This is a genomic window from Nocardioides ginsengisegetis (assembly GCF_014138045.1).
In the GTDB taxonomy this organism is placed as follows: domain Bacteria; phylum Actinomycetota; class Actinomycetes; order Propionibacteriales; family Nocardioidaceae; genus Nocardioides; species Nocardioides ginsengisegetis.
On record NZ_JACGXA010000001.1, the window covers coordinates 844,989 to 865,943 of the forward strand.

The 20,955-nt window shown below is 74.0% G+C and carries 18 protein-coding genes; 7 read left to right on the forward strand and 11 right to left on the reverse strand.

Translation table 11 applies throughout. From position 1 onward, the window contains the following. Positions 1-70 precede the first annotated feature (70 nt). The 3 genes from FB382_RS03945 (at position 71) to FB382_RS03955 (ending at position 5,709) form a co-directional block, all read left to right on the forward strand. Positions 71-2,788, forward strand: coding sequence for a helix-turn-helix transcriptional regulator (locus FB382_RS03945; protein ID WP_182541340.1), 2,718 nt, complete (start codon positions 71-73; stop codon positions 2,786-2,788). Between the two features lie 59 nt (positions 2,789-2,847). Then, positions 2,848-4,179 carry an alpha/beta fold hydrolase gene (locus tag FB382_RS03950; RefSeq protein ID WP_182536984.1) on the forward strand — a complete coding sequence of 444 codons (1,332 nt, stop codon included), beginning with the start codon at positions 2,848-2,850 and terminating at the stop codon, positions 4,177-4,179. Positions 4,180-4,254: 75 nt separating this feature from the next. Then, on the forward strand, positions 4,255-5,709 hold the full coding sequence (locus FB382_RS03955; RefSeq protein ID WP_182536985.1) for an MFS transporter: 1,455 nt from the start codon (positions 4,255-4,257) through the stop codon (positions 5,707-5,709). A gap of 379 nt (positions 5,710-6,088) precedes the next feature. Here the strand turns inward: FB382_RS03955 and FB382_RS03960 are convergent, their stop codons facing one another. The 8 genes from FB382_RS03960 to FB382_RS03995 all read right to left on the reverse strand — a co-directional run bounded on the left by FB382_RS03960 (position 6,089) and on the right by FB382_RS03995 (position 12,986). Continuing rightward, positions 6,089-7,771: a hypothetical protein gene (locus FB382_RS03960; RefSeq protein ID WP_182536987.1), complete on the reverse strand. Its 1,683-nt coding sequence runs from the start codon at positions 7,769-7,771 to the stop codon at positions 6,089-6,091. Between the two features lie 16 nt (positions 7,772-7,787). Then, positions 7,788-8,219 carry a hypothetical protein gene (locus tag FB382_RS03965; protein ID WP_373994679.1) on the reverse strand — a complete coding sequence of 144 codons (432 nt, stop codon included), beginning with the start codon at positions 8,217-8,219 and terminating at the stop codon, positions 7,788-7,790. Further along, a complete protein-coding gene (locus FB382_RS03970; protein ID WP_182536989.1) occupies positions 8,216-8,596 on the reverse strand; it encodes a cupin domain-containing protein in 381 nt (126 codons plus the stop codon). Before FB382_RS03970 ends, FB382_RS03965 begins: the two co-directional genes overlap by 4 nt. 83 nt (positions 8,597-8,679) lie before the next feature. Continuing rightward, positions 8,680-9,315, reverse strand: a complete 636-nt coding sequence (locus FB382_RS03975; protein WP_125035259.1) for a helix-turn-helix transcriptional regulator — start codon at positions 9,313-9,315, stop codon at positions 8,680-8,682. 200 nt (positions 9,316-9,515) lie between these two features. Beyond that, entirely contained in the window at positions 9,516-10,658 is a 1,143-nt protein-coding gene (locus FB382_RS03980) for a CDP-glycerol glycerophosphotransferase family protein (protein ID WP_182536991.1), read from the reverse strand. Positions 10,659-10,708: 50 nt separating this feature from the next. Further along, on the reverse strand, positions 10,709-11,869 hold the full coding sequence (locus FB382_RS03985) for a luciferase domain-containing protein (RefSeq protein ID WP_182536993.1): 1,161 nt from the start codon (positions 11,867-11,869) through the stop codon (positions 10,709-10,711). Beyond that, complete coding sequence (locus tag FB382_RS03990; RefSeq protein ID WP_182536995.1) at positions 11,866-12,375, reverse strand: VOC family protein; 510 nt, start codon at positions 12,373-12,375, stop codon at positions 11,866-11,868. Before FB382_RS03990 ends, FB382_RS03985 begins: the two co-directional genes overlap by 4 nt. Positions 12,376-12,410: 35 nt before the next feature. Continuing rightward, positions 12,411-12,986 carry an NADPH-dependent F420 reductase gene (locus FB382_RS03995; protein WP_182536996.1) on the reverse strand — a complete coding sequence of 192 codons (576 nt, stop codon included), beginning with the start codon at positions 12,984-12,986 and terminating at the stop codon, positions 12,411-12,413. Between the two features lie 95 nt (positions 12,987-13,081). Here FB382_RS03995 and FB382_RS04000 point away from each other — a divergent pair, with 95 nt between their 5' ends. Beyond that, positions 13,082-13,579: a MarR family winged helix-turn-helix transcriptional regulator gene (locus tag FB382_RS04000; RefSeq protein WP_182536998.1), complete on the forward strand. Its 498-nt coding sequence runs from the start codon at positions 13,082-13,084 to the stop codon at positions 13,577-13,579. 6 nt (positions 13,580-13,585) lie between these two features. Here the strand turns inward: FB382_RS04000 and FB382_RS04005 are convergent, their stop codons facing one another. The 3 genes from FB382_RS04005 to FB382_RS04015 form a co-directional block, all read right to left on the reverse strand. Beyond that, on the reverse strand, positions 13,586-13,843 hold the full coding sequence (locus FB382_RS04005) for a hypothetical protein (RefSeq protein ID WP_182537000.1): 258 nt from the start codon (positions 13,841-13,843) through the stop codon (positions 13,586-13,588). A 90-nt stretch (positions 13,844-13,933) separates the two neighbouring features. Beyond that, positions 13,934-16,648, reverse strand: a complete 2,715-nt coding sequence (locus FB382_RS04010; protein ID WP_182537001.1) for a winged helix-turn-helix domain-containing protein — start codon at positions 16,646-16,648, stop codon at positions 13,934-13,936. A 58-nt stretch (positions 16,649-16,706) separates the two neighbouring features. Further along, complete coding sequence (locus tag FB382_RS04015) at positions 16,707-17,309, reverse strand: helix-turn-helix domain-containing protein (protein WP_182537003.1); 603 nt, start codon at positions 17,307-17,309, stop codon at positions 16,707-16,709. Positions 17,310-17,386: 77 nt separating this feature from the next. Between FB382_RS04015 and FB382_RS04020 the strand changes: the two genes are divergently transcribed. The 3 genes from FB382_RS04020 (at position 17,387) to FB382_RS04030 (ending at position 20,945) form a co-directional block, all read left to right on the forward strand. Further along, entirely contained in the window at positions 17,387-18,346 is a 960-nt protein-coding gene (locus FB382_RS04020) for an NAD(P)/FAD-dependent oxidoreductase (RefSeq protein WP_182537005.1), read from the forward strand. Positions 18,347-18,414: 68 nt separating this feature from the next. Next, complete coding sequence (locus FB382_RS04025) at positions 18,415-18,648, forward strand: putative antibiotic biosynthesis monooxygenase (protein WP_182537008.1); 234 nt, start codon at positions 18,415-18,417, stop codon at positions 18,646-18,648. Between the two features lie 125 nt (positions 18,649-18,773). Continuing rightward, a complete protein-coding gene (locus FB382_RS04030) occupies positions 18,774-20,945 on the forward strand; it encodes an MMPL family transporter (protein ID WP_182537010.1) in 2,172 nt (723 codons plus the stop codon). The last annotated feature ends 10 nt before the right edge of the window (positions 20,946-20,955 follow it).

Genomic DNA, 20,955 nt, shown 5'->3' on the forward strand with positions numbered 1-20,955 from the left:
TCGCCCCGGTCAAAGGGCCGGGTTCGATCGTGCACCCGCGCGGCGGGTGCGGTGTACGTTTCGTCGCGTGATGGTCGGTCGCGATCCGGAGCGGCAGGTCCTGGGAGCGCTGGTCGAGGGAGCGCGCGACGGGTCTGCGGGCACGCTCGTCCTCCGCGGCGAGCCCGGCGTCGGCAAGTCGGCGCTGCTCGACGAGCTCGTGGCGGGTGCCGACGACGCGACCGTGCTGCGCACGCAGGGGCTGGAGGTCGAGGCGCCGCTGGCGTTCGCGGCCCTGCACCGGCTGCTTCGACCGGTCACCCGGCTCCGCGACGGACTGCCCGCACCCCAGGCGCGGGCCCTGCGGGTCGCCTTCGGCGAGGAGGAGGGCGCCGCGGTCGAGCCGTTCCTGGTGGGGGTGGCCACGCTGTCGATCCTCACCACCGCGGCCGAGGAGGGTCCGGTGCTCTGCGTCGTCGACGACGCGCACTGGCTGGACGCCGCCACGGCCGGAGCCCTGCTCTTCTGCGCCCACCGGCTCGGCGCGGACCGGGTGGCCCTGGTCTTCGCGGCCCGGGACGGCGCGTGGGGGAGCTTCGACCCGCAGGGCCTCCGCGAGCTCGTCGTGACCGGCCTCGACCCCGAGGCGTCCCGCGACCTGCTCCGGGCCCGCCTCGGCGTCGCGAGCGGACCCGACGTCCTCGACCGGATCGTCGCCGAGACGGGCGGCAACCCCCTTGCCCTGCTGGAGCTTCCCGCCGAGCTGACCCCGGACCAGCTCAGCGGCGTCGAGCCGCTGCCCTCGCAGCTGCACCTGACCGCCCGCGTCGAGCAGCTCTTCCTCGACCGGAGCCGCCGCCTGCCGCCCCCGGTGCAGACGATGCTGCTGCTCGCCGCGGCCGACGACAGCGGCGACCCCGACGTCGCACGGCGGGCCGCGGCCACCCTGGGCCTCGGCGACGCCGACCTGCAAGGAGCGGTGGACTCTGGCCTCCTCGTCGAGGGCGCCACGTCACTGTCGCTGCGTCACCCCCTGGTCCGGTCGGCGGTCTACCAGGCCGCGACCGGGGCCGACCGGCGCGAGGTGCACCGTGCCCTGGCCGCGGCGCTGTCCGGCCACGGCGACCCCGACCGCGAGGCCTGGCACCGGGCCGCGGCTGCCGAGGGGCCCGACCCGGAGGTCGTGGCCGCGCTGGAGGTCGCCGGGACCCGGGCCCAGCGCCGGGGCGGGCACGCCGCGGCCCTCGCGGCGTACGAACGGGCGGCGGCGCTGTGCGACGACCCGGACCGGCGCACCGGTCTCACCTTCGCCGCGGCCCGCAGCGCCTGGGCCTGTGGCCGGGCCGGCCAGGCGCAGGCGCTGCTCGCGAAGGCCCGCGAGGCCACGAACGACCCCCTGCTCCTGGCCGACGTCGCCCGCCTCCGTGGGCACATCGAGGTCAACCTGGGCTCGGCCCCCGAGGCGCACCGGATCTTCGTGCAGGCCGCCCAGGCGGTCCACCCGACCGATCCGGCCCGGGCCCTCGACATCGGCGTGGCCGCCGCCGTGATGCGCACCTTCGGCGCGGACAGCGGTACGTCGCTCCCGGTGACCGATGCCCTCGTCGTGCCGGTCGCCGGCGACCCACCGCGGACGCTGTGCCTGCGCCACATGCTGGTCGCGATGACCCAGGTGGCCGAGGGGGACTGGCACGCGGCCACCCTGGCCCTCGACCGGGCCCTGGAGCTCGGTGACCTGGTCGACGACCGCGACGTGCTGTGGAACCTCGCCAATGCAGCGCTCCAGCTGGGCGACGACCGGGCGCAGCAGCACTTCTACGGCCACGCGCTGTCGCGGGCGCGGGAGGCCGGGGCGGTGACGGCGGTCGTCTACTGCCTGCAGCGGCTCTGCTTCGGCCACTACCTCGCCGGCGACCTGGTCGCGGTGCGCAACAGCGCCGAGGAGGCCATCTCGCTGGGCCGGAGCATCGGCCAGCCGGCGATGACGGCCCCGCCCGTCGCCTGGCTGGCGGTGCTCGCGGCGCTGCAGGACCGGGACGACCACGACGACCACCTCGCCCGCGTCGAGGAGCTGGTGGCGGCGTACCCGCTCGGGATCCTCGCCGATCCCGTCCACGACCTGACCCGCTGGGCCCGGGGACTCCGGGCAGCGGTGGCCGGCGACAGCGTCGGCGCGCTGCACCACCTCGGGCGGTTCCGGCTGCCGGTCCTGGCGCGGATGTCCGCCGCGGAGCGGATCGAGGCGGCGGTGCGCGCCGGGGACACGGAGGCCGCCCGCCGCTGGACCGACGAGCTGTCCACGTTCGCGGACGCCACCGGCCGGCCGTGGGCGCTGGCCACGGTGGCCTTCGGTCGCGCGCTGGCAGCGGACCAGGCCGACGCCGACGCGCTGTTCGAGGAGTCCTTGGCGCACCACGCGGGCGCCGGTCGGCCGCTCGACGCGGCGCGCGCCGAGCTGGCCTACGGGGAGTGGCTGCGGCGCGGCCAGCGGCGCGTCGACGCCCGCCAGCACCTGCGCCAGGCCGTCGAGACCTTCCAGGACCTGCGCGCCGAGTCCCTGGCCGAGCGGGCCAACCAGGAGCTGCGTGCCTCCGGGGAGACCGCCCGCAAGCGCGACCCCTCGACGCTGGTCCAGCTCACCCCGACCGAGCTGCAGATCGCCCGGCTGGTGAGCTCCGGCCTGTCCAACAAGGACGTTGCGGCCCAGTGCTGGATCTCGCCCAGGACGGTCGCCTTCCACCTCCGCAACGTCTTCGCCAAGGCCGGGATCACCTCCCGCGGCGAGCTCGCCCGGCTCGACCTGGGCTGACGGGGAACCCGGCCATCTGACCGGGGTGAGCAGTCGGGATCGAGTCCACGCTCGGACGCATGTCCTTCCCACTGCACCTCCGTCACCTCGAGCCCGTCACCCGCGTGGTCCTCGGCTCGCTCGTCGTCGGCGCCGCGAGCGCCCTGATCCTGGCCCTGGTGGCCTTTCCCGGAGCCACGGAGTCGGTGGTCACCGGCTCGCTGCTGGTCGGCTTCGGTGCCGGCTGGGGCACGCTCGCCGTCGCCTCGGGCCGCCGGGCCGGCCGGCCCCAGCGCTGGGCGCGGGTCCCCGCGGTCGCCATGGCGGCCACCGGCGCCGGGCTGGTCGCCTTCTCCCCGGACGACGCAGCCCTGTCCGTCGTCAGCTGGGTGTGGCCCCCGCTGATGCTGGCCCTGGTGGCGTGGATGTTCGTCCAGGCCCGTCGCGCCCTGCCCGCCGGGCCGCGGCGACTGCTGGTCCCCGTGTTCGCGGCACTGGCCGCCGTCTCGGTCGGTGCCCTGGTCCAGGACGTCAGCGCGCCTCGGGTCCTGCACACCCACCCGGCTCCCGGCCGGGTCCTGACGGTCGGCGACCACCACCTGCACATCGACTGCCGTGGAGCCGGCGGACCGACCGTCGTCCTCTTCAACGGGCTGGGCGAATTCTCCGCCTCCTGGGCCCGGATCGCCGACCAGGCCGGCACCACCACCCGGGTCTGCGCCTACGACCGCGCCGGCCAGGGCTGGAGCGACGACGTCGACGAGCCCCAGGACGGCGTCACCGCCGCGGCCGACCTGCACGCCCTGCTCGCCGCGGCCGGCGAGCACGGGCCCTACGTGCTCGTCGGGCACTCCATCGGCGGCCCCTACGCCCTGACCTACGCCGCGCAGTACCCCCAGGACGTCGCCGGCATGGTGCTCCTCGACAGCTCCAGCCCGCGCCAGTTCGCCGACATGCCGGCGTACCCGATGCAGTACGCGCTGATGAAGCGGGGCCTGTCCCTCCTGCCCACCCTCGCCCGGGTCGGCCTGGGACCGGTGATCGGCCCCAGCTCACACCTGCCCGGAGCCGAGGGCGACGTGGTGGAGGCCATGGGCTCGACCGTCCGCGCCGAGCGCAACGGCCGCGACGAGCTGTCGGTGATCCCGCGCGTCTTCGAGCAGTCGCAGGCGCTCACCACGCTGGGCGACCGCCCGCTGGTCGTGCTCACCGCCTCCGGGAGCCTCGGCGACGAGGGGTGGTCCGCCGCCCAGGACCGGCTGGCCGCCCTCTCGAGCGACAGCGTCCACCGCGGTGTCGACGCCTCCCACGCCGGCATGGTCGGCGACCCGAACGGCTGGGACGCCGCCACCGCCGCCATCACCGCCGTCGCCCGGTCCGTCCGCACCGGCTCAGCCGTGTCGCTGCCCTGATCTCCGCCCTGATCTCCGCCTGATCTCTGCAACCCCACCCACCCACCCACCCACTCACCCGCACAGGAGCACCCGATGTCCCACGCACCCGCCCACCACGGCCAGCCGGTCGAGCACCAGGAGGACGAAGGTCCCCGCACGTCCTGGGCCCTCCTCGGCGTCGCGCTCGCCGCCCAGATCCTCGTCGTCCTCGACATCTCCGTCGTCAACACCGCCCTCCCGACGATCGGCCGGTCGCTGCACCTGGCCGGCGGCGACCTGCAGTGGCTGGTCACGGCCTACCTGATGATGTCGGGAGGCGGCCTCCTGCTGGGCGGTCGCATCAGCGACCTGCTGTCCCGGCGCGGCGTCTTCCTCACCGGCCTGGGCCTGTTCACCGCGGCCTCGCTGGTCAGCGGGTTCGCCGAGACCGGCACCCAGCTGGTCGTGGCCCGCGCCATCCAGGGCCTCAGTGCGGCCCTGCTGACCCCGTCGGCGCTGTCGCTGATCACCACGACGTACGCCGGTGCGCAGCGCCGTGCCGCCCTCGCGCTCTGGGGCGCCGTCGGCAGCCTCGGTGTCGCCGCGGGTGTCCTCGTCGGCGGCGCCATCACGACCTGGTCGAGCTGGCAGTTCATCTTCTGGGTCAACGGCCCCGTCGGGCTCGTCGCCCTGGTCGTCGGGCGCCGCGTCATCGCACGGGAGACGTCGACCCGCCCTGCCCGCTCGGCCTTCGACATCCCGGGTGCGGTCACCGTGATCGCCGGGCTCGCGACGCTCGTCTACACGCTGGGCGACACCGCCACGCACGGCTGGTGGTCGGTCCGGACCCTGGTCGGGATGAGTGTCTCGGCGGTGCTGCTGGCCGCCTTCCTGACGGTCGAGCAGCGCGCCGCAAGACCCCTCTTCCCGCCGCACGTGTGGAAGCTGCGCTCCCTGGTCTCCGGCACCGCGGTGATGCTCGGCGTCACCGGGATCCTGGTCGGGACCGTCTTCCTCGCCTCGATCTTCATGCAGACCGTGCTGGGCTTCTCGGCCATGCGGACCGGCGTGGCGTTCCTGCCCTTCGCCCTGGCGATCACGGTCGGCACGGTCGTGGCCCGGCACCTCCTGGCCCACGTCACCCCGCGGGTGATCGCCGCCGCCGGGCTGCTGCTCGTGGCCGGGGCTGCGGTCCTGCTCTCGACGGCCCCCGCCGACGCGCACTACGCCGCCGACCTGCTCCCCGGCCTGATGGGGCTCGGCCTGGGCGTCGGCATGGTCTTCGTCCCCGTGTCGGTGACCTCCATGGCGGGCATCCCCGACTCGCACGCGGGTGTGGCGTCCGGGTTCCTGATGACCGGCCACGAGATCGGTGCCGCCCTCGGCGTCGCCGTCCTCTCCGCGGTGGCCAGCACCGCCGGCTCCCTGGCCACGCACGACGGCGCGGTGCACGGGTTCTCCCGCGGTCTCGTGGGCGCCGCCGTCATCGCCGGCGTGGTCGCCGTCTTCGCCCTGGTCCGGATGCCCGCCACCCGCGCCGCCGCCGGTGCCGGCATGCACCTGCACTGACCCCGGCCATTCGACCGGCGCGAGGCACCCGCCTCGCGCCGGAAGGTGGAGCCATCAGGAACCCGACGACCACCGAAGGCGGTGACGACGATGAACACGACCCCCACGATCCTGGACACCTCTGCACAGGGACGCCGTCACGTCCGCGGGCCCCGCCCGGGGTGCTGGTGCGGGCAGGACCTCCAGTACGTCGAGCGCAGCCACTGCCCGCGCTGCGGCCGGTCCGTCTCGCGGTGGGGGTCGTGAACGTCTACCGGTGCGGGTAGTCAGTCGCCGTAGCTCCCCGGGACAACGCACCACGGGGCAAACGCGGCGGATTTGGTCACAACCGTCGGTTTCCGGCTGCGTTTGCCCCGCGGTCCGTGGCCCGCCCGGGGGCTCACAGCTCCCAGGTCGCCGGGTGGTCGTGGTCCGGCTCGTAGCGGCAGGTGAAGCCGGTCCGGACGTGGGTGGCCAGGTGGCGGCCCACGACCGGATCGGCGGCCGTGATCGTGTCGATGGCGGTGGCGATCGCCTTGCGCACGGTCACCCGGGCGCGTTCGTTGGTCCCGCCGGTGTGACGGGCGCGCCCGCCGAGCCCGGTGGCCGCCGAGACCTCGGCGAGCAAGGCGGCCCGCTCCGCGACCAACGCCTCCGCGCCCGTCGCGTCGCCGCTGACGTCGGCCGCGTCGAGCGCGTCGTCGAGCTCGTGGAGGCGGCGGCGGTAGGCGGCCAGTGCGGTCCCGTCGGCGCGGGGGCCGAGGTCGTCCTCGACCACCGCGCCGCCTGCGAGCGACAGCGCGTCGATGCCGTCACCCGGCCGGGAGAGCAGGGCGTGCAGGTGGGCCAACCCCTTGCGGGTCGGCACCGGCGTCGTGGTGCCGGCGTGGCCGACCAGCCAGGTGCCGGGTGCACCGGGGCGCAGCGTCATGCGCGGGTCACCGTCGACGGGCAGTCCGGGCGCCGACGCCTCGAGCTGCTCGCGCCACCACGTCGCGCCGATGCGCGCGTACGTCGCCAGCGCGTCCGCCCGCAGCCGTGCGGCCCCGGCATGGTCGCCGCGCACGTCCGCGGCCCGCGACAGCGTGTCGTCGGTGACCCCGTGGAACATCACCCCTCCCGAGGCGACGACCGGCCTGCCGGCGTACGGCGCGAGCAGGGGCTCGACCCGGCCGATCAGCTCGGTGTCGCCGGCGTGCAGTGCGACGTCCAGCACGAGCTGGAGGGTCGGCAGGTAGCTGAAGTCGCGGGGCAGCGCGGCCAGCACTCCTGCATCGAAGGTGGCCGCCAGTGCGCCGGCGCGTCCGACATCGCCGGCACCGAGCCACATCCAGGCCGCCTCGGCGTAGAGCTCCCGGACGCCCTCGGCGACCGCGAAGTCCTCCGCCAGGCGCGCCAGCTCGGCGGCCGTGGTCGGGTCCCCGCTGTGGACCGCGGCGTAGGCGCGCATGCTGGCGACGACCAGCCACCCGTCGGCCAGACCGGCCTGCTCCGACGCCCGGTCGGCGACCGCGACGAGCTCGGCGGCGGTGTCCGTCCTGCCCCGCATCAGGTCGAGGGTGAGCCGTCGTGACGCGGCAAAGAACAGGGCTCGCGGGGACTCCTCGCCCAGCAGCTCCAGGGCGCGCATCTGCCGGTTCATCGCCGGCAGGTCGAGCAGCTCGAGGGCGACCGTGAGCAGCCACAGGTGGGCCCGGGTCCGTGCCTCCGGGTCGCTGAGGTGGGCCGTCACGTCGTCCAGCTGTCGCGCCAGCTCCCTGCGGGCGGGCAGCTCGTCGGGCCCCCAGTGCGTGGCGAGCGCGGCGTCCAGGGCATCCGCGAGGAGCACGCCGTCGCCGGTCGCGGTCGCGTGGCCGAGGGCGGCGTCGGCGAAGGGGACGGCGCGGGTGTGGGCCCCGGCGTAGGCCCAGCACCGGGCGAGGGTGGCGCCGAGCCGGGCGCGGACGCGGTCGTCGGTGGACGCCTCGAAGGCCTCGTGGAGGACCGCGGGGATCCGGCCGGGCTCGGTGCCGAAGACATAGCTGTCGGCCAGGCGGAGTGCCTGGCGCACCGGCTCCGGGAACTCCCCCGCGGTGGGTCCCACAGGCTCCATGGTGGCATCAGGGGCGCAGCAGGGTCACCGTGTTCGCGTGCTCGCGCTGACGGGCCTCGTCCCAGTCGCCGGTGCAGTAGAGCGTGAAGTCGCAGACCGCCCCGCTCTCGTCGAGGTCCATCACGAATCCCTCCCGGCAGTACCACTCCTGGCCGCCGTCCTCCCAGCGCTCCTCGAGCTTGACGAGGTAGCCGGTCTCGGTCGGCGTGACGCGCTCGAGCCGGACGCGTCCCGGCTGGGGGTGCAGCCGCCGCCGGCCGGCGATCAGCTCGTCGGCCCCGTCGGTCTGGACGCGCCAGTGCGGGAAGGTCAGGTCGCCGAAGACGGTGGGCGCGAAGAGGCCCTCGGGGGCCTCGCCCCCGCTCTCGAGGAACGCGACGAACTTGTCGACGCTGGTCCGGATGGCCGCGGGTGAGGGCATCGTCGAGGTCGTCATCACGCACCGGATCCTGCGGTAGCGAGGTTCCGCTCGACGGCCGCCATCGTCTCGCCGAGGAGGTCGGTCGGGCTGAACTCGACGATGCTGGTGCCGCCCGAGAGGAGCGGCACGTGCCCCGGCCCGGCGTAGTAGGCGTCCCCGGCCCCGTAGGTCTCCTCGTGGTCGGTCCACCGGAACGTGACCTGGCCGGACTGCACGACGCCCCAGTGCGGGCACGGGCAGCGGTCGTCCGGCAGCCCGGCGAAGAGCGGCGCCGGGTCGACGTCCTGCGGGAAGGTCTCGAAACCGACGGTGTAGCCGCCGAGGTCGGCGTACCGGCCCTCGATCTGGGGGAGGTCGACGGCCACCGGGGTCGTCAGCTTGCTGGCACTGGGCATGGTGTCCTCCTGGGTGCGTTGGTGCTGTCACCCTGGAGGCGTGACTTCCCGGGTCACATCGTGACCGGGCGGCGGAACACCGCTCAGTTGGGACTCGTCCCGCCCCGCGGTGCGAAGCCGTGCCGGAGTGCCCACTGGACCGCCTGCGACCGGTCTGCTGCCCCGATCTTGCGGTAGGCGCCCCGGATGTAGGTCTTCACCGAGTTGATGCTGAGGTAGCAGCGCTCGGCGATCTCGGCGTTGCTGAGCCCGAGGGTGATGAGACCCAGCATCTCGACCTCCCGCCCGGTGAGGGTGCTGTGGTCACCCAGGCGTGCGTAGGTGCCGCCCAGCTCCCCGCTGGGGATGAAGTCACCCTCCAGCTGACCGGCGGCAGCCGCCTCGACGACGGCCAGGAAGTGGGCGGCGTCCGCCTCCAGCGAGACGCACCCGTCAGCCCCGCGGGCGAGCGCCCGGGCGGCGAGGTCGGGTCGCAGGTCACGGGCCAGGACGACCACCGCCGCGAGGGTCTCCTTGACGAGCCGGTCGAGCTCGCCGGTGTCGCCCTCGAGCAGGCCGATGGCGTCGTACACGATGACCTCGGGCTCGGGGTCGCCGGGCCCGGTGGGGAAGGGAACCAGGACGGCACGCCCCGGGTGCTCAGCGACCAGGGCGGCGATGCCGTGACGGGTGATGTCGTTGGTTCCGATGACGGCCAGTCTGGCGGGACTGACGGACATGGAGCTCGTCCTCCTCGGTGTGGGGTTGCCCGAGACCTCTCGCCGTCCTTTTTCCCCACTGCAGTTCAACTCCAAACCGGTGAGTGACGTAGTCCCCACGAGACGGCCCGGGGCGCAACGCACTAGGGGGCGAACAGCGCGGATTCCGCCGGAGAGCCGCGATGTCGGCTGCGTTTGCCCCCCGGTGCGTTCGCCGCTGGTCAGGCGGTGTCGGCCTCGGCCTCGGACGGCTCGGCGTCCAGCAGCCGGTCGCGCAGCGCCACCAGCCCGGAGACCGCCTCGAGGAACCGGGTCGTGCTGTCGCCGACCTGGAGGTCGTCGAAGTAGTGGTGGCGCATGGCGACGCGGGCCAGGTGGTGGACGTCGTGCTCCAGCCGATCCGCGACGAGGGCGGTCAGCTCGGCCACGTCGACCGTGTCGACGACGTCGGCGCAGCGGCTCACCGGCACCTCGGTGCGGAGGCGCTCCGGGTCGTGGTGCCGGTCGGTGAGGAAGATCGGCTTCTCGGTGCGCAGGTAGAGCCAGTCGAGGCCGACGGAGGAGACGTCGGTGACGATGGCGTCGCAGTCGGGCATCACCGCGAGGATGTCGCCCACGACGATCGCCTCGTGCCCGGCGCCGGGCTCGCGGAGGGTGGCCTCGGCCACCAGGTCCAGGATCGCCCGGTGCGCCTGACGCACGGCCGGCGTCACGCTGCTGGCCACCTTGGGGTGCGGCTTGTAGACCAGCCGCACGTCCGGCAGCGCCAGGATCGCGCGGACGACCTCGGTGCCGACGGTGTCGAGCGAGGTGTAGTCGTTGTACTCCGCGTCGCCCTCCCACGTCGGCGCGTAGAGGACGGTCCGACGATCGCTGGGGGCCAGCAGCGGCTCGGGACGCAGGTCGAGCTGGGGCCGCCCCGTGCGCACCAGCCGGCGCTCGTCGAACTCCATCAGCCCGGCCGCGTGACGGCGTACGGCGGCCTCGCCCGCGACGAAGACGCGGTCGTAGGCCTTGGCGTTGTTGCTCGCCATGCTCTGCTTGTCGCTCTCGCCGTGGTTGATGTGGGCGTGCAGCGACCGGCCGTTGATGAGCGACTGGAAGTTGAGCATGGAGTTGTTGCAGTAGAGGACGACCTGCGCATCGAGCTCGGCGTAGAGGTCCGTCAGCTCGGGGAACGAGGGCGTGCAGAAGACCGGCAGGGCGGTCCTGGCCCGCAGCACGGTCGCGGACTCCGGATCCCGGACGACGATGCCGACCGGGTGCTGGACGTGCAGGAGCTCGAGGACGGGGAGCCACTGCGTCAGCTGGTAGGTCCGAGTGGGGTCGTCCGCGAAGTAGGCAATGACGGAGACCTCATTCACTCCACGAGCCTAGTCGGCCTGTCCATGCGTGGGACCGACGGTCCCCTGGTTCAGGCGGGGGTGCCGGTGGCGTAGGCGTGGCTGGCCGCGACGATGCCGAGGACGACGGCCAGCTCGTCGTCGTCCCGGGGGCCGTGGATCAGCATGAACCCGGGGGAGAGGCGGGTGCCGGCCCACATGTGGGGTCGTCCCCAGCCCCGGATCGAGACGTCGGCTGCCAGATCGGTCGGCAGCACGACGTGCAGTGATCCGTCGTACGCCGGGTGCAGGTGGGCGAACTCGCCCACCTGGGGCACGAGGAAGGCCTGCTCGTCCGGTGAGCCCTCGCGCAGGGTGAAGCCCCGCGCGCCGGGCACCGAGATGCGCGACGGGCCGACCTCCACGCCGGCCAGCTGCCGGACCTGGTCGAAGAGGCGCTCCTGGAGCTCCGCCGGAGCGTTCTGGGTCTCCTGCTGCTGCGGGATCGTCCAGGACACCTCCGGCCGGTCACCGCGCCGCTCGGGAAGTACGCCGCCGGGCAGGGTCGGCCAGGCCACGTCGGTGGGCGGTCCGGCCGGGGTCGCGGTGCCGTGGTCGACGAACGCGATCCGGTGCAGGAGCCAGTCGCCGAGCTGGTGGACCGCCTCGGCGGTCAGCTGGTGGCCGCCCGGCTGCCGCAGCGCCACCGTGGGAGCGCCCGACTCGGACAGCAGGTAGGACCAGGTCCGGTCGAGGAGCTCGCGCGGAATGACATGGTCGCCGTCGCCCTGCGCGACGAAGACCGGCAGGTTCGCCAGCCGGCCGGGCTCGGTGGCCAGGCCCGCGTCGAAGGGCAACGTGCCGTAGAGGATCGCCGCGCCGGCGTACCGTGCGGGGTCGTCGAGGACGAGGCCGCCGGCGAAGGCGGCGCCGCCGCTGAAGCCGACCAGGACGACCGGGCGGCCGGCCGGGGCGACGAGGTCGAGCCAGGACCGGAACCAGTCCATGGTGGAGCGCAGGGAGTCGGCCACCGGGCGGCCGATGCCGCGGTTGGCGAACCACGCGAAGCCACCGGCCTCGGCGATCGGGGCCCGGACTGCTGCGTAGGCCGGTCCGACCGGCAGGTGCGCGGCCAGTCCGACGATGTCGTTCTCGTTGGACCCGCGGCCGTGGAGCAGGACGACCAGGGGAGCCGTCGGGTCGGTGCTGCCGTGGGTCGCGACGACCGGCGGCGCGAACGTGGCGGCACTCATGACGGGTCCACCGGGACGAGCTCGGCGGCCGTCCGGACGCCGGCCCACCGGCGTACCTCGCCGGGGAGGTCGAGCCGGTCGACGGGAGCGGCGTTCTGGAAGTCGCCCCAGCTGGCGCGGGGCAGCATCCACATCACCTCGAACTCGTTGCCGTCCGGGTCGTGGGCATAGACGCTCTTGGTCGCGCCGTGGCTGGACTCGCCGGTGAAGGCGCCGAGGTTGGCCAGCGTCAGCCGGGCCTCCTCGAGCTCCTCGATCGTGTCGACCTGCCACGCCAGGTGGTAGAGGCCGAGGGACCCGTGCGGACGGGGCGGCTGGGCCCCGACGCCGAACAGGCCGAGGTCGTGGTGGTTGCCGGACCGGGGCAGGCGCAGGAAGGCCGCGTTGGCCCGGGGCTCCCGCGCCATGATCACCATGTCGAAGGCCTGCTGGTAGAAGGCGATGCTGCGCTCCAGGTCGGAGACGAACAGCACGGCGTGGTTGAGGCGTACGGCGTTGACGGTCATGGGGGCGGGACCTTTCTGGGGGAGTGGGTGGGAGGTCAGGCGACGACGCCGAGGCCGCCGGTCCAGGACACCTTCTCGCCGACGGCGAGGGTGAGCTGCAGGAAGCCGAGCGCCTCGAGCTCGCGGGCCCGAGACAGGGCGCCGGCGTCGACGGCCTTCAGGCCACCGGAGGTGATGACCCCGGCGAGCTCCGACTTGGCGTCGGCGTCGTCGCCGGCGATCAGGACGGTGGTCGGGATCGGGCCGACGGTGCCGGCCGCGAGGGTGCCGGCGAAGGTCGTGTTGAAGGCCTTCAGCACGCGCGACTGGGGGAGCGCGGCGGCGATCTGGGCGGCAGCGGAGCTGTCAGCGGGGACGACGAGCGCGTCGAAGGTCTCGAAGTTCAGCGGGTTGGTGATGTCGACGACGACCTTGCCGGCGAGGCTCTCTCCGCGCTGGGCGATGACGTCGGCCACGGCGGGGTAGGGGACCGCGAGGACGACGATGTCGCCGGTGATCGCCGTGCCGGCGTCGGACTGTCCGAGCAGCTGGACGGGGTGGCCGCCCCGGCCGGCGACCGCGGCGATGGCCTGGCCCATGTTGCCGGTCCCGAGGATGGAGAGGTGTGCCATGAGGTGCTCCTGGGGGAAAGAGTGATTGGTTGTTGCTTCAACTAACACTCTACACGGTTTGGTTGTTCCGTCAACTAAAGGGCTAGGCTGTGCCCATGGAGACCCGATGGTTGACCGAGGACGAGAGGGCCGCGTGGCTGCGGCTGGTGGCGGTCGTCGAGCTGCTCCCCGGGGTGCTGGACTCCCAGCTGCGGGAGAGCTCGGGACTGACGCACTTCGAGTACTTCGTGCTCGCGATGCTCTCCGAGGAGCCGGAGCGGACCCTGCGGATGACCTCCCTCGCGCAACGCACCAACGCCACGCTGCCGCGGCTCTCGCACGTCGTGCGCCGTCTGGAGGAGCGGGGCATGGTGGAGCGCTTCCCCTGCCCCGAGGACGGGCGGGCCACGAACGCACGGCTCACCTCCACCGGGTGGGACGCCGTGGTGGCGGCCGCCCCCGGGCACGTCGACAACGTACGCCGCCACGTGCTCGACCCGCTCACGCCGGCCCAGGTGGAGCAGTTGCGGGAGATCGGCGCGGCCCTCCTGACGCGGCTTGACCCGGACGGGCGGCTGAGCGGGCTCTACGACCCCGACCGGAGCGGCGTCTGACTGACATCATCCCGGCGGGCCGTCGTCGACGCGGGTGACCGAGACGAGCGGCAGCCCGACGTCACGCAGCCGGGCGAGCAGACCGTGCAGCGCGGCCTGGTCGACCACCCGGCCCCGGAGGACCGTGTGCGCGGCACCCTCGGGGACGACCACGGTCGTCAGGGTCATGCCGTCGAACCACGTCGACCACCGCTCGTCGAGCCGCCCCTCGAGGCAGATCTCGTAGCAGCCCGGCTCGTCCGTGCCGACGCGATGGGGTTCCACGGGTGCTCCTCTGCTGGTCCTGGTGCCTGCAGGCTAGGAGCGGAGCGGGTGAGTGGGCGTCACATCATCGGGTGAGCGCCGGGGTGATCCTCAGCGCGCACTGCCGCCGAGCAGCCCGAGCTGGTGGGCCCGGCTGATGGCCGCGCGCCGGTTGTTGACGCCGAGCTTGGCGTAGATGTGCTTGGTGTGGGTGCGGACGGTGTTGAGGGACACGACGAGCTCGCGGGCGATGGCGGGGCCGTCGAGGTCGGAGCGCAGCAGCCGCAGGACGTCGAGCTCGCGGTCGCTGAGCGGGTCGACCAGGTCCACCCGCGCCGTCCGGACAGGAGCCGGGGCCGCGGCCGCGACGAGCTCCCGCAGGAAGCCCGAGCGCGGGTGCTTCTCCGCGAGCGTCCGCAGCAGGTCCGTGACAGCAGGCGAGGCGTCGACGAAGACACGGATCCAGCCGTCCGGTTCGGCGAGCTCGACGGCGTGCCGCAGCGCGGCCAGCGCCGGGTCCGGCCCGCCGGTCGCTCGGAGGGCCTGACAGCGGAGCACCTCCAGCTCGATCACCGTGCCGAACCGTCCGCCGGCCGCGGCCGCCGCCAGCAGGCGGTCGAGCAGTGTCGCGGCGTCGCGCAGGGACGGGGCGGAGCCGGTCGCTGCGTGCTCGGCGAGCAGGATCCGGGCGAGGGTGATGTGCTCGTACTCCCGCAGGTAGGTCAGGTCGTCGTCCGCCGCGACCCGGTGCCGGCTCGCCCACGCCAGGGCCGCGGCCAGGTCGCCGCGCGCCGCGAGCACGCGGGCCCGGCTCGCGTGGACGGGTTGCACGTTGGGTGAGTAGTCGCCGACGTACACGCGCTCGGCCTCGTCGAGCAGCTCGAGCGCGGCCGCCAGGTCGCCCTCGGCCGCGCGGAGCCGGGCCATCCCGACCCGCCACCGGTAGGGGTTCTGAGCCAGTGAGGCGGCCTCGCCGAGCTCGTCGGCGTGGCGCAGGTGCTCGGCCGAGCCGGCGAGGTCGTTGCGGTACCACGCCGTCCGGCTCAGCCCCACGAGCATGTCGGCCGTGCCACGGACGACGGTGTCTCCGGGACCGGTCCGGGCGAGCTCGAGGGCGTCGACGAGGGTGCGGTCGGCGTCGCGCAGCCGGCCCAGCCGGAGCTCCATGTCCGCCATCGCGATCGGGCAGCCCAGCACGTCCGCGACATGGCCGGCCCGGGTGAGGCTCCGCATCGAGGTCGCATAGCTGCGGTGGGCGGCCTCGATGTCCCCGGTGGTCCAGGACGCCAGCCCGGACAGCGCGGCCGCCGCCCCGGTCACGAGGTCGTCACCGGCGGCCAGCTCGAGGGCCCGGTGTGCCCGGGCGACCGTGCCGGCCGGGTCGCCACCGATCAGCGTGAGGGCGGCGCCGTACATCGCGACGGCGGCCGGCACGCGCGCGAGCTCGCCGGCGTCCTCGACGACGAGGTCCGTCGCGGGGCCGGCCAGCATCCGCTCGACGTCGCGCAGCCGCCCGTCGACGCCGTCGAAGTCGTTGCTGGCCATCAGCCCGCCGACGAGCCCGATCGCGAGCACGGGACGACGACCCACGACGTCCGCCGGGAGGTCGTCGGCCCAGCGGCGGATCACGTCCTCGCGGCGGTCGCGCCTCAGGTGGGGGATGGCGAGCTCGGCCAGGCCGGCGGCCCGGTCGGCGTCACCCGCGGCCAGCGCGTGGCGGACGGCGGCCACGGTGTCGCCCTCCTCAGCCCACCACCCGGCGGCCCGCCGATGCAGGTCCCGGACCTCGTCGGGTCGCTCCTCGAGCAGGTGCGCGTGGAGCACGTCGCCGAAGAGGTGGTGGTAGCGGAACCACCCTCGGCGGTCGTCGAGGGCGACGAGGAACAGGCCGGCCCGCTCCAGCGTGTCGAGCATCGACCTGCCGCTCCCGCCGGAGGTGCGCCCCGAGGGCGGGCTGACCGCGTCGCACAGCGGACCGGTGAGCCGGTCCAGGATCGAGGTGTCGAGCAGGAAGCGGCGTACGTCGTCGGGCTGGCGGGCCAGCACCTCGTCGGCGAGGTAGTCGACGACGAACCGGTCGTCGCCGGCGAACCCGGCGATGAAGGCGGAGGGGTCGTCGCGGTCGCGCAGGGACAGCGCGGCCAGCTGCAGGGCCGCGACCCAGCCCTCGGTGCGGCTCTCGAGGGCCGTGATGTCGGCGGACGCGAGGTCGAAGCCGTGGAGGTCGTTGAGGTAGTCGGCGACCTCCTCGCGGGTGAAGCGCAGGTCGGCGGCGCGGACCTCCACGAGCTCGCCGCGCGCCCGCAGTCGCGACAGGGGCAGGGCCGGGTCGGCGCGCGTGGCGAGGACGAGTCGCAGCTGCGGCGGCAGGTGGTCGACGAGGAACGTCATCCCCGACGCGACGTCGACGCCGTCGGCGAGGTGGTAGTCGTCGAGGACGAGGGTGACCTCCCCGAAGTGCACGCTCAGCTCGTTGACGAGCCCGGCGAGCACCGCCTCGACGGGCGCCTGCCCGGACCGCAGGAGGGTGAGCGCCGCGGCGGCCGAGCCGGGGACGGCGCGGTCGAGGGCCTGCAGGACGTAGGTCCAGAACGAGGTGGCGTCGCGGTCGCGCTCGTCGAGGGCCACCCAGGCGACGGGGCCGTCACCCGCTCCCGTCAGCCACTGGGTGACCAGGGTGGTCTTCCCGAAGCCGGCGGGTGCCGACACGACGGTGACGGGGGAGTCCGACGCGCGGCGCAGGAGGTCGTCCAGGCGCGGGCGGGGGACGAGGGCGCGGCGCGGCCGGGGCGCGAGCAGCTTGGTCTCCACCAGCGGGTCGGCCATCGGCGCTCCCCTCCACGGCGTCGGACTCGACGTACCCGAGCCTAGGGCAGGAAGGGCGTCAGTGCGCCGGCTGCGGGGCGGAGTGCGGTGCGTGCGTGGGCGCCCGCTCGCCCGGGCGTCCGAAGATGCTGAGCACCTCGGCCGGACCCTCGCCGGTGCTGCCGAACCAGTGCGGCACCCGGGTGTCGAACTCGGCGGCCTCGCCCACTCCCAGGACGAGGTCCTGGTCGCCCATCACCAACCGCATCTGCCCGGACAGCACGTAGAGCCACTCGAACCCGTCGTGGGTGCGCGGGTTCGGCTCGGACTGGGAGGTCGGGATGACGATCTTCCACGCCTGGATCCCGCCGGGACGGGTCAGGGGGAGGACCGTGCGCCCGTTGACCCGTCGCGGCTTCAGGCGGATCCGCGGGTCGCCGATCTCCGGGGCGCCGACGAGGTCGTCGAGGGGCACCCGGTAGGTCTGGGCGAGGGGGAGGAGCAGCTCCAGGCTCGGTCGCCGCTGGCCGTTCTCCAGCCGCGACAGGGTGCTCTTGGAGATGCCGGTCAGTCGGGCCACCTCGGTGAGGGTGAGGCCGCGTTGCTCCCGGACCCGGCGCAGCCGGGGCCCGACCTGGTCGAGGGCGGCGGCGGTGCTCGAGGGCGACGGCGACTCAGGCATGGGCTCATTGGAGCGTGCCGTTCCCGGAAACGGCAACAACCGTTGTCGTGGGGACCGGACGCGGTCACTCTCGTGCCATGAACGAATACGACGTGGTGGTGGTCGGCGGAGGCGCCGCCGGCCTCTCGGCAGCCCTGGTCCTCACCCGTGCCCGCCGCCGCGTCGCCGTCGTGGATGCGGGCGAGCCGCGCAACGCCCCCGCCGCGCACATGCACGGCTACCTCGGCTCCGACGGGCTCCCGCCCGCCGACCTGCTGCGGGCCGGGCGTGAGGAGGTCGCCGGCTACGGCGGCGAGCTCGTCGCGGGCCGGGTCACCGCCATCACCACGGTCGGATCGACGCCCCCCGGGCGTGGACACCGGCGCTGGTTCGACCTGCGGCTCGAGGACGGGAGCACGCTGCGCGCCCGCCGCGTCCTGGTCACCACCGGGCTGCGCGACGAGGTCCCGGACGTCCCCGGCGTCCGGGAGCGCTGGGGCCGCGACCTGCTGCACTGCCCCTACTGCCACGGCTGGGAGGTGCGCGACCAGCCTCTCGGGGTGCTCGGCGGCACCGCGGAGGCCGTCGCCCACGCCCACCTGGTGCGCGAGTGGACCTCCGACGTCGTGCTCTTCACGCACGGCAGCCGGCTGACCGCCGACCAGCGCGAGCAGCTCGTGGCCCGCGCCATCGGCGTCGTCGACGAGCCCGTCACCCGCCTCGTGGTCGAGGACGACCGGCTGACCGGGGTCGAGCTCGGGTCCGGCCACGTCGTCCCGCGCGCCGCCGTGTTCGTCCGCCCGCAGCTCGTGCCGCAGGACGACCTGCTCGTGGGCCTCGGCTGCGCGTCCCGCGACGACGGGTGGGTGGTCACCGACCCGACGGGCCTCACCAGCGTGCCCGGCGTCTGGGCGGCGGGAAACGCCGTCAACCCGCGCGCCCAGGTCATCACTGCCGCAGGCGAGGGCTCCGCGGCCGCGATCGCGATCAACGCCGACCTCGTCGAGGAGGACCTGCCGATCGCCGTCGCGAACTACCGGCTCGGCCTGCCCCTCTGACCGGTCCTCCCGGGACGACCCCACCCCTCACCACGCACCTACCCACCCCCCACGCCAGGAGCTCCGCCATGCCCGCACCCGTCCCGCCGCCCACCCAGCACCAGCTCGCCCTGATGATCTGGGTCGCGGTCTTCCCGACCCTCACGGTCCTGAACCTGGTGCTCGGTGACACCCTGGCCGACCTGCCCGGCGTGCTCCGCACGTTCGTGCTGGCCACCCTCGCGGTCCCGATCGTCATCTACGGCCTGATGCCGCGCCTGCACCGGGTCCGGGCGCGCCTCCTCCTCCGCCGGGTCGCCTGAGGACTGCCGCCCCCGGGGCACGAATCACCCCGCCGCTCACCACCTGTGGTGACGACCCCTCACCACGTCGCTGCCTAGCTTCGCGGACCAGGAGCACCACCCCCATCTTCCCGAAAGGCACGACCATGGACAGGTTCACCCGCGGCATCGCCACCGCCAGCGCGAGGCACCCATGGCGCACCATCACGAGCTGGGTCCTCGTCCTGGGCGCCGTCTTCTTCCTCGCCGCCGCCGGCGGCGGGACCTTCACCGACGACTTCTCCGCACCCGGCAGCCAGAGCGCCCGCGCCATGGAGCTGCTCAACCAGAACTTCCCGGACGCCGCCAAGGGCTCGGCCATGGTCGTCCTCGAGGCCCAGGACGGTACGACGCTCGCCGACCAGCGCGGCCAGGTGGCGACGGTCCTCGGCGGCGTGGACGCCCTCGACCACGTCGCCTCGGTCACGGACCCGTTCGCGGCGGGCACGATCTCCGCCGACGGCCGGATCGGCTATGCCGTGCTGACCCTCGACGTCCCCGAGCGGGAGATGGGCAAGCCGGCGTTCACCGTGCTGTCCGACGCGGTCTCGGGCACCGACGTCCAGGGCCTGCGCGTCGAGCTCGGCGGCGCCGCGGTGTTCCTGAACTCCGAGGACAGCGCCGGCGGCCACGTCGCCATCGGGCTCCTCGTCGCGCTCCTCGTGCTGCTCGTCGTCTTCGGCACCCTCGTCTCGGCGATCCTCCCGATCGGGCTGTCCATCGTCGCGGTCGGCGCCAGCATCGGTGGCATCACCCTGATGGCCGGGGCGATGGACGTGTCGGTCTCGGCCATCTCGGTCGCCGGGCTGGTCGGGCTCGGGGTCGGCGTCGACTACGCCCTGTTCGTCCTGGCCCGCTACCGGGAGAACCGCTCCGCCGGGCAGGAGAACTCCCAGGCCCTGGCTGGTGCGATGGGATCCTCCGGCGCCGCCGTGGTCTTCGCCGGAGGCACCGTCGTCATCGCCACCGCAGCCCTGGCCATCACCGGCCTGGGCGTGCTGACCTCGATCGGCCTCGCGACCGCGATCATGGTGTTCTTCGCCGTCGCCGCGGCCATCACCCTCCTCCCGGCCCTGCTGGCCCTGCTGGGGAACCGCATCGACCGCGGCCGCCTCGTGCGCCGGCACCGCCCCGTCAAGGCGGCCGAGGACACCGCCTGGTGGCGCTTCGGCCACCGCGTCTCCGCCCGGCCGTGGCCCTACCTGCTCGCCTCGATCGGCGTGCTCGTGGCCATCGCGGCCCCGGCGTTCTGGATGCAGACGAGCTTCCCGGCCGCCGGTGACGCTCCCGCCGGGACGACCCACCGCCAGGCCTACGACCTGCTCACCGAGGGATTCGGCGTCGGCATCAACGCACCGCTCCTCGTCGTGGTCGACCTCGACGCGGCGGGCACGGACGCCCCCGGTCTGGCCACCCTCACCCGTGAGATCGCCGCCGTCCCCGGCATCGCGTCCGTCGGCGAGCCCCAGACGTCGGCCGACGGGAGCACGGCGGTCTTCACGGCCATCCCCACCACCGGTCCCGCCGACCTCGCCACGTCCTCGACCATCACCCTGGTCCGCGAGGCGATCCCGGGCAACGTCTACGTCTCCGGCATCACCGCGAGCACCGACGACCTCAACGCCCAGCTCTCCCGGACGCTGCCGATCTTCATCGGTGCCGTGATCGCGGTGTCCTTCCTCCTGCTGATGATGGTCTTCCGCTCCGTCGCGGTCCCGCTGAAGGCCGCCGCGATGAACCTGCTGTCGATCGGTGCCGCCTACGGCGTCCTGGTCGCGGTCTTCCAGTGGGGCTGGGGCAGCAGCCTGATCGGCATGGAGGGACCGACCCCGATCACCTCGATCATCGTGGTCATCATGTTCCCGATCCTGTTCGGGCTCTCGATGGACTACGAGGTGTTCCTGCTGTCCCGGATCCGCGAGGAGTACGTCCGCACCGGTGACAACACCGAGTCGGTCGCCCGCGGCCTGGCCGGGACGGGACGGGTGGTCACGTCCGCGGCGCTGATCATGGTCGTGATCTTCCTCAGCTTCGTGGCCAGCCCGATCCCGTCGCTGAAGATGGTCGGGCTGGGGCTCGCGGTCGCGATCCTCGTCGACGCCACGATCGTCCGGCTGGTGCTGGTGCCCGCCGCGATGGCGCTCCTCGGCGACCGGAACTGGTGGCTCCCCGGCTGGCTCGACCGGATCCTGCCGCACGTCACCGTCGAGGGCTCCGCTGTCGAGGCGGCGTACGACGAGCTCGCCGGCACCACCGAGGAGGAGCTGGTCGGCCGCTGACGACCGCGTG

Coding starts and splice junctions, on each gene's coding strand:
- FB382_RS03950 (WP_182536984.1), top strand. CDS start 2,848: ATGTCCTTCCCACTGCACCTCCGTCACCTCGAGCCCGTCACCCGCGTG.
- FB382_RS04015 (WP_182537003.1), bottom strand. CDS start 17,309: ATGCCTGAGTCGCCGTCGCCCTCGAGCACCGCCGCCGCCCTCGACCAG.
- FB382_RS03955 (WP_182536985.1), top strand. CDS start 4,255: ATGTCCCACGCACCCGCCCACCACGGCCAGCCGGTCGAGCACCAGGAG.
- FB382_RS03985 (WP_182536993.1), bottom strand. CDS start 11,869: ATGAGTGCCGCCACGTTCGCGCCGCCGGTCGTCGCGACCCACGGCAGC.
- FB382_RS04030 (WP_182537010.1), top strand. CDS start 18,774: ATGGACAGGTTCACCCGCGGCATCGCCACCGCCAGCGCGAGGCACCCA.
- FB382_RS03995 (WP_182536996.1), bottom strand. CDS start 12,986: ATGGCACACCTCTCCATCCTCGGGACCGGCAACATGGGCCAGGCCATC.
- FB382_RS03945 (WP_182541340.1), top strand. CDS start 71: ATGGTCGGTCGCGATCCGGAGCGGCAGGTCCTGGGAGCGCTGGTCGAG.
- FB382_RS04010 (WP_182537001.1), bottom strand. CDS start 16,648: ATGGCCGACCCGCTGGTGGAGACCAAGCTGCTCGCGCCCCGGCCGCGC.
- FB382_RS04020 (WP_182537005.1), top strand. CDS start 17,387: ATGAACGAATACGACGTGGTGGTGGTCGGCGGAGGCGCCGCCGGCCTC.
- FB382_RS03975 (WP_125035259.1), bottom strand. CDS start 9,315: ATGTCCGTCAGTCCCGCCAGACTGGCCGTCATCGGAACCAACGACATC.
- FB382_RS04025 (WP_182537008.1), top strand. CDS start 18,415: ATGCCCGCACCCGTCCCGCCGCCCACCCAGCACCAGCTCGCCCTGATG.
- FB382_RS03990 (WP_182536995.1), bottom strand. CDS start 12,375: ATGACCGTCAACGCCGTACGCCTCAACCACGCCGTGCTGTTCGTCTCC.
- FB382_RS03970 (WP_182536989.1), bottom strand. CDS start 8,596: ATGCCCAGTGCCAGCAAGCTGACGACCCCGGTGGCCGTCGACCTCCCC.
- FB382_RS04000 (WP_182536998.1), top strand. CDS start 13,082: ATGGAGACCCGATGGTTGACCGAGGACGAGAGGGCCGCGTGGCTGCGG.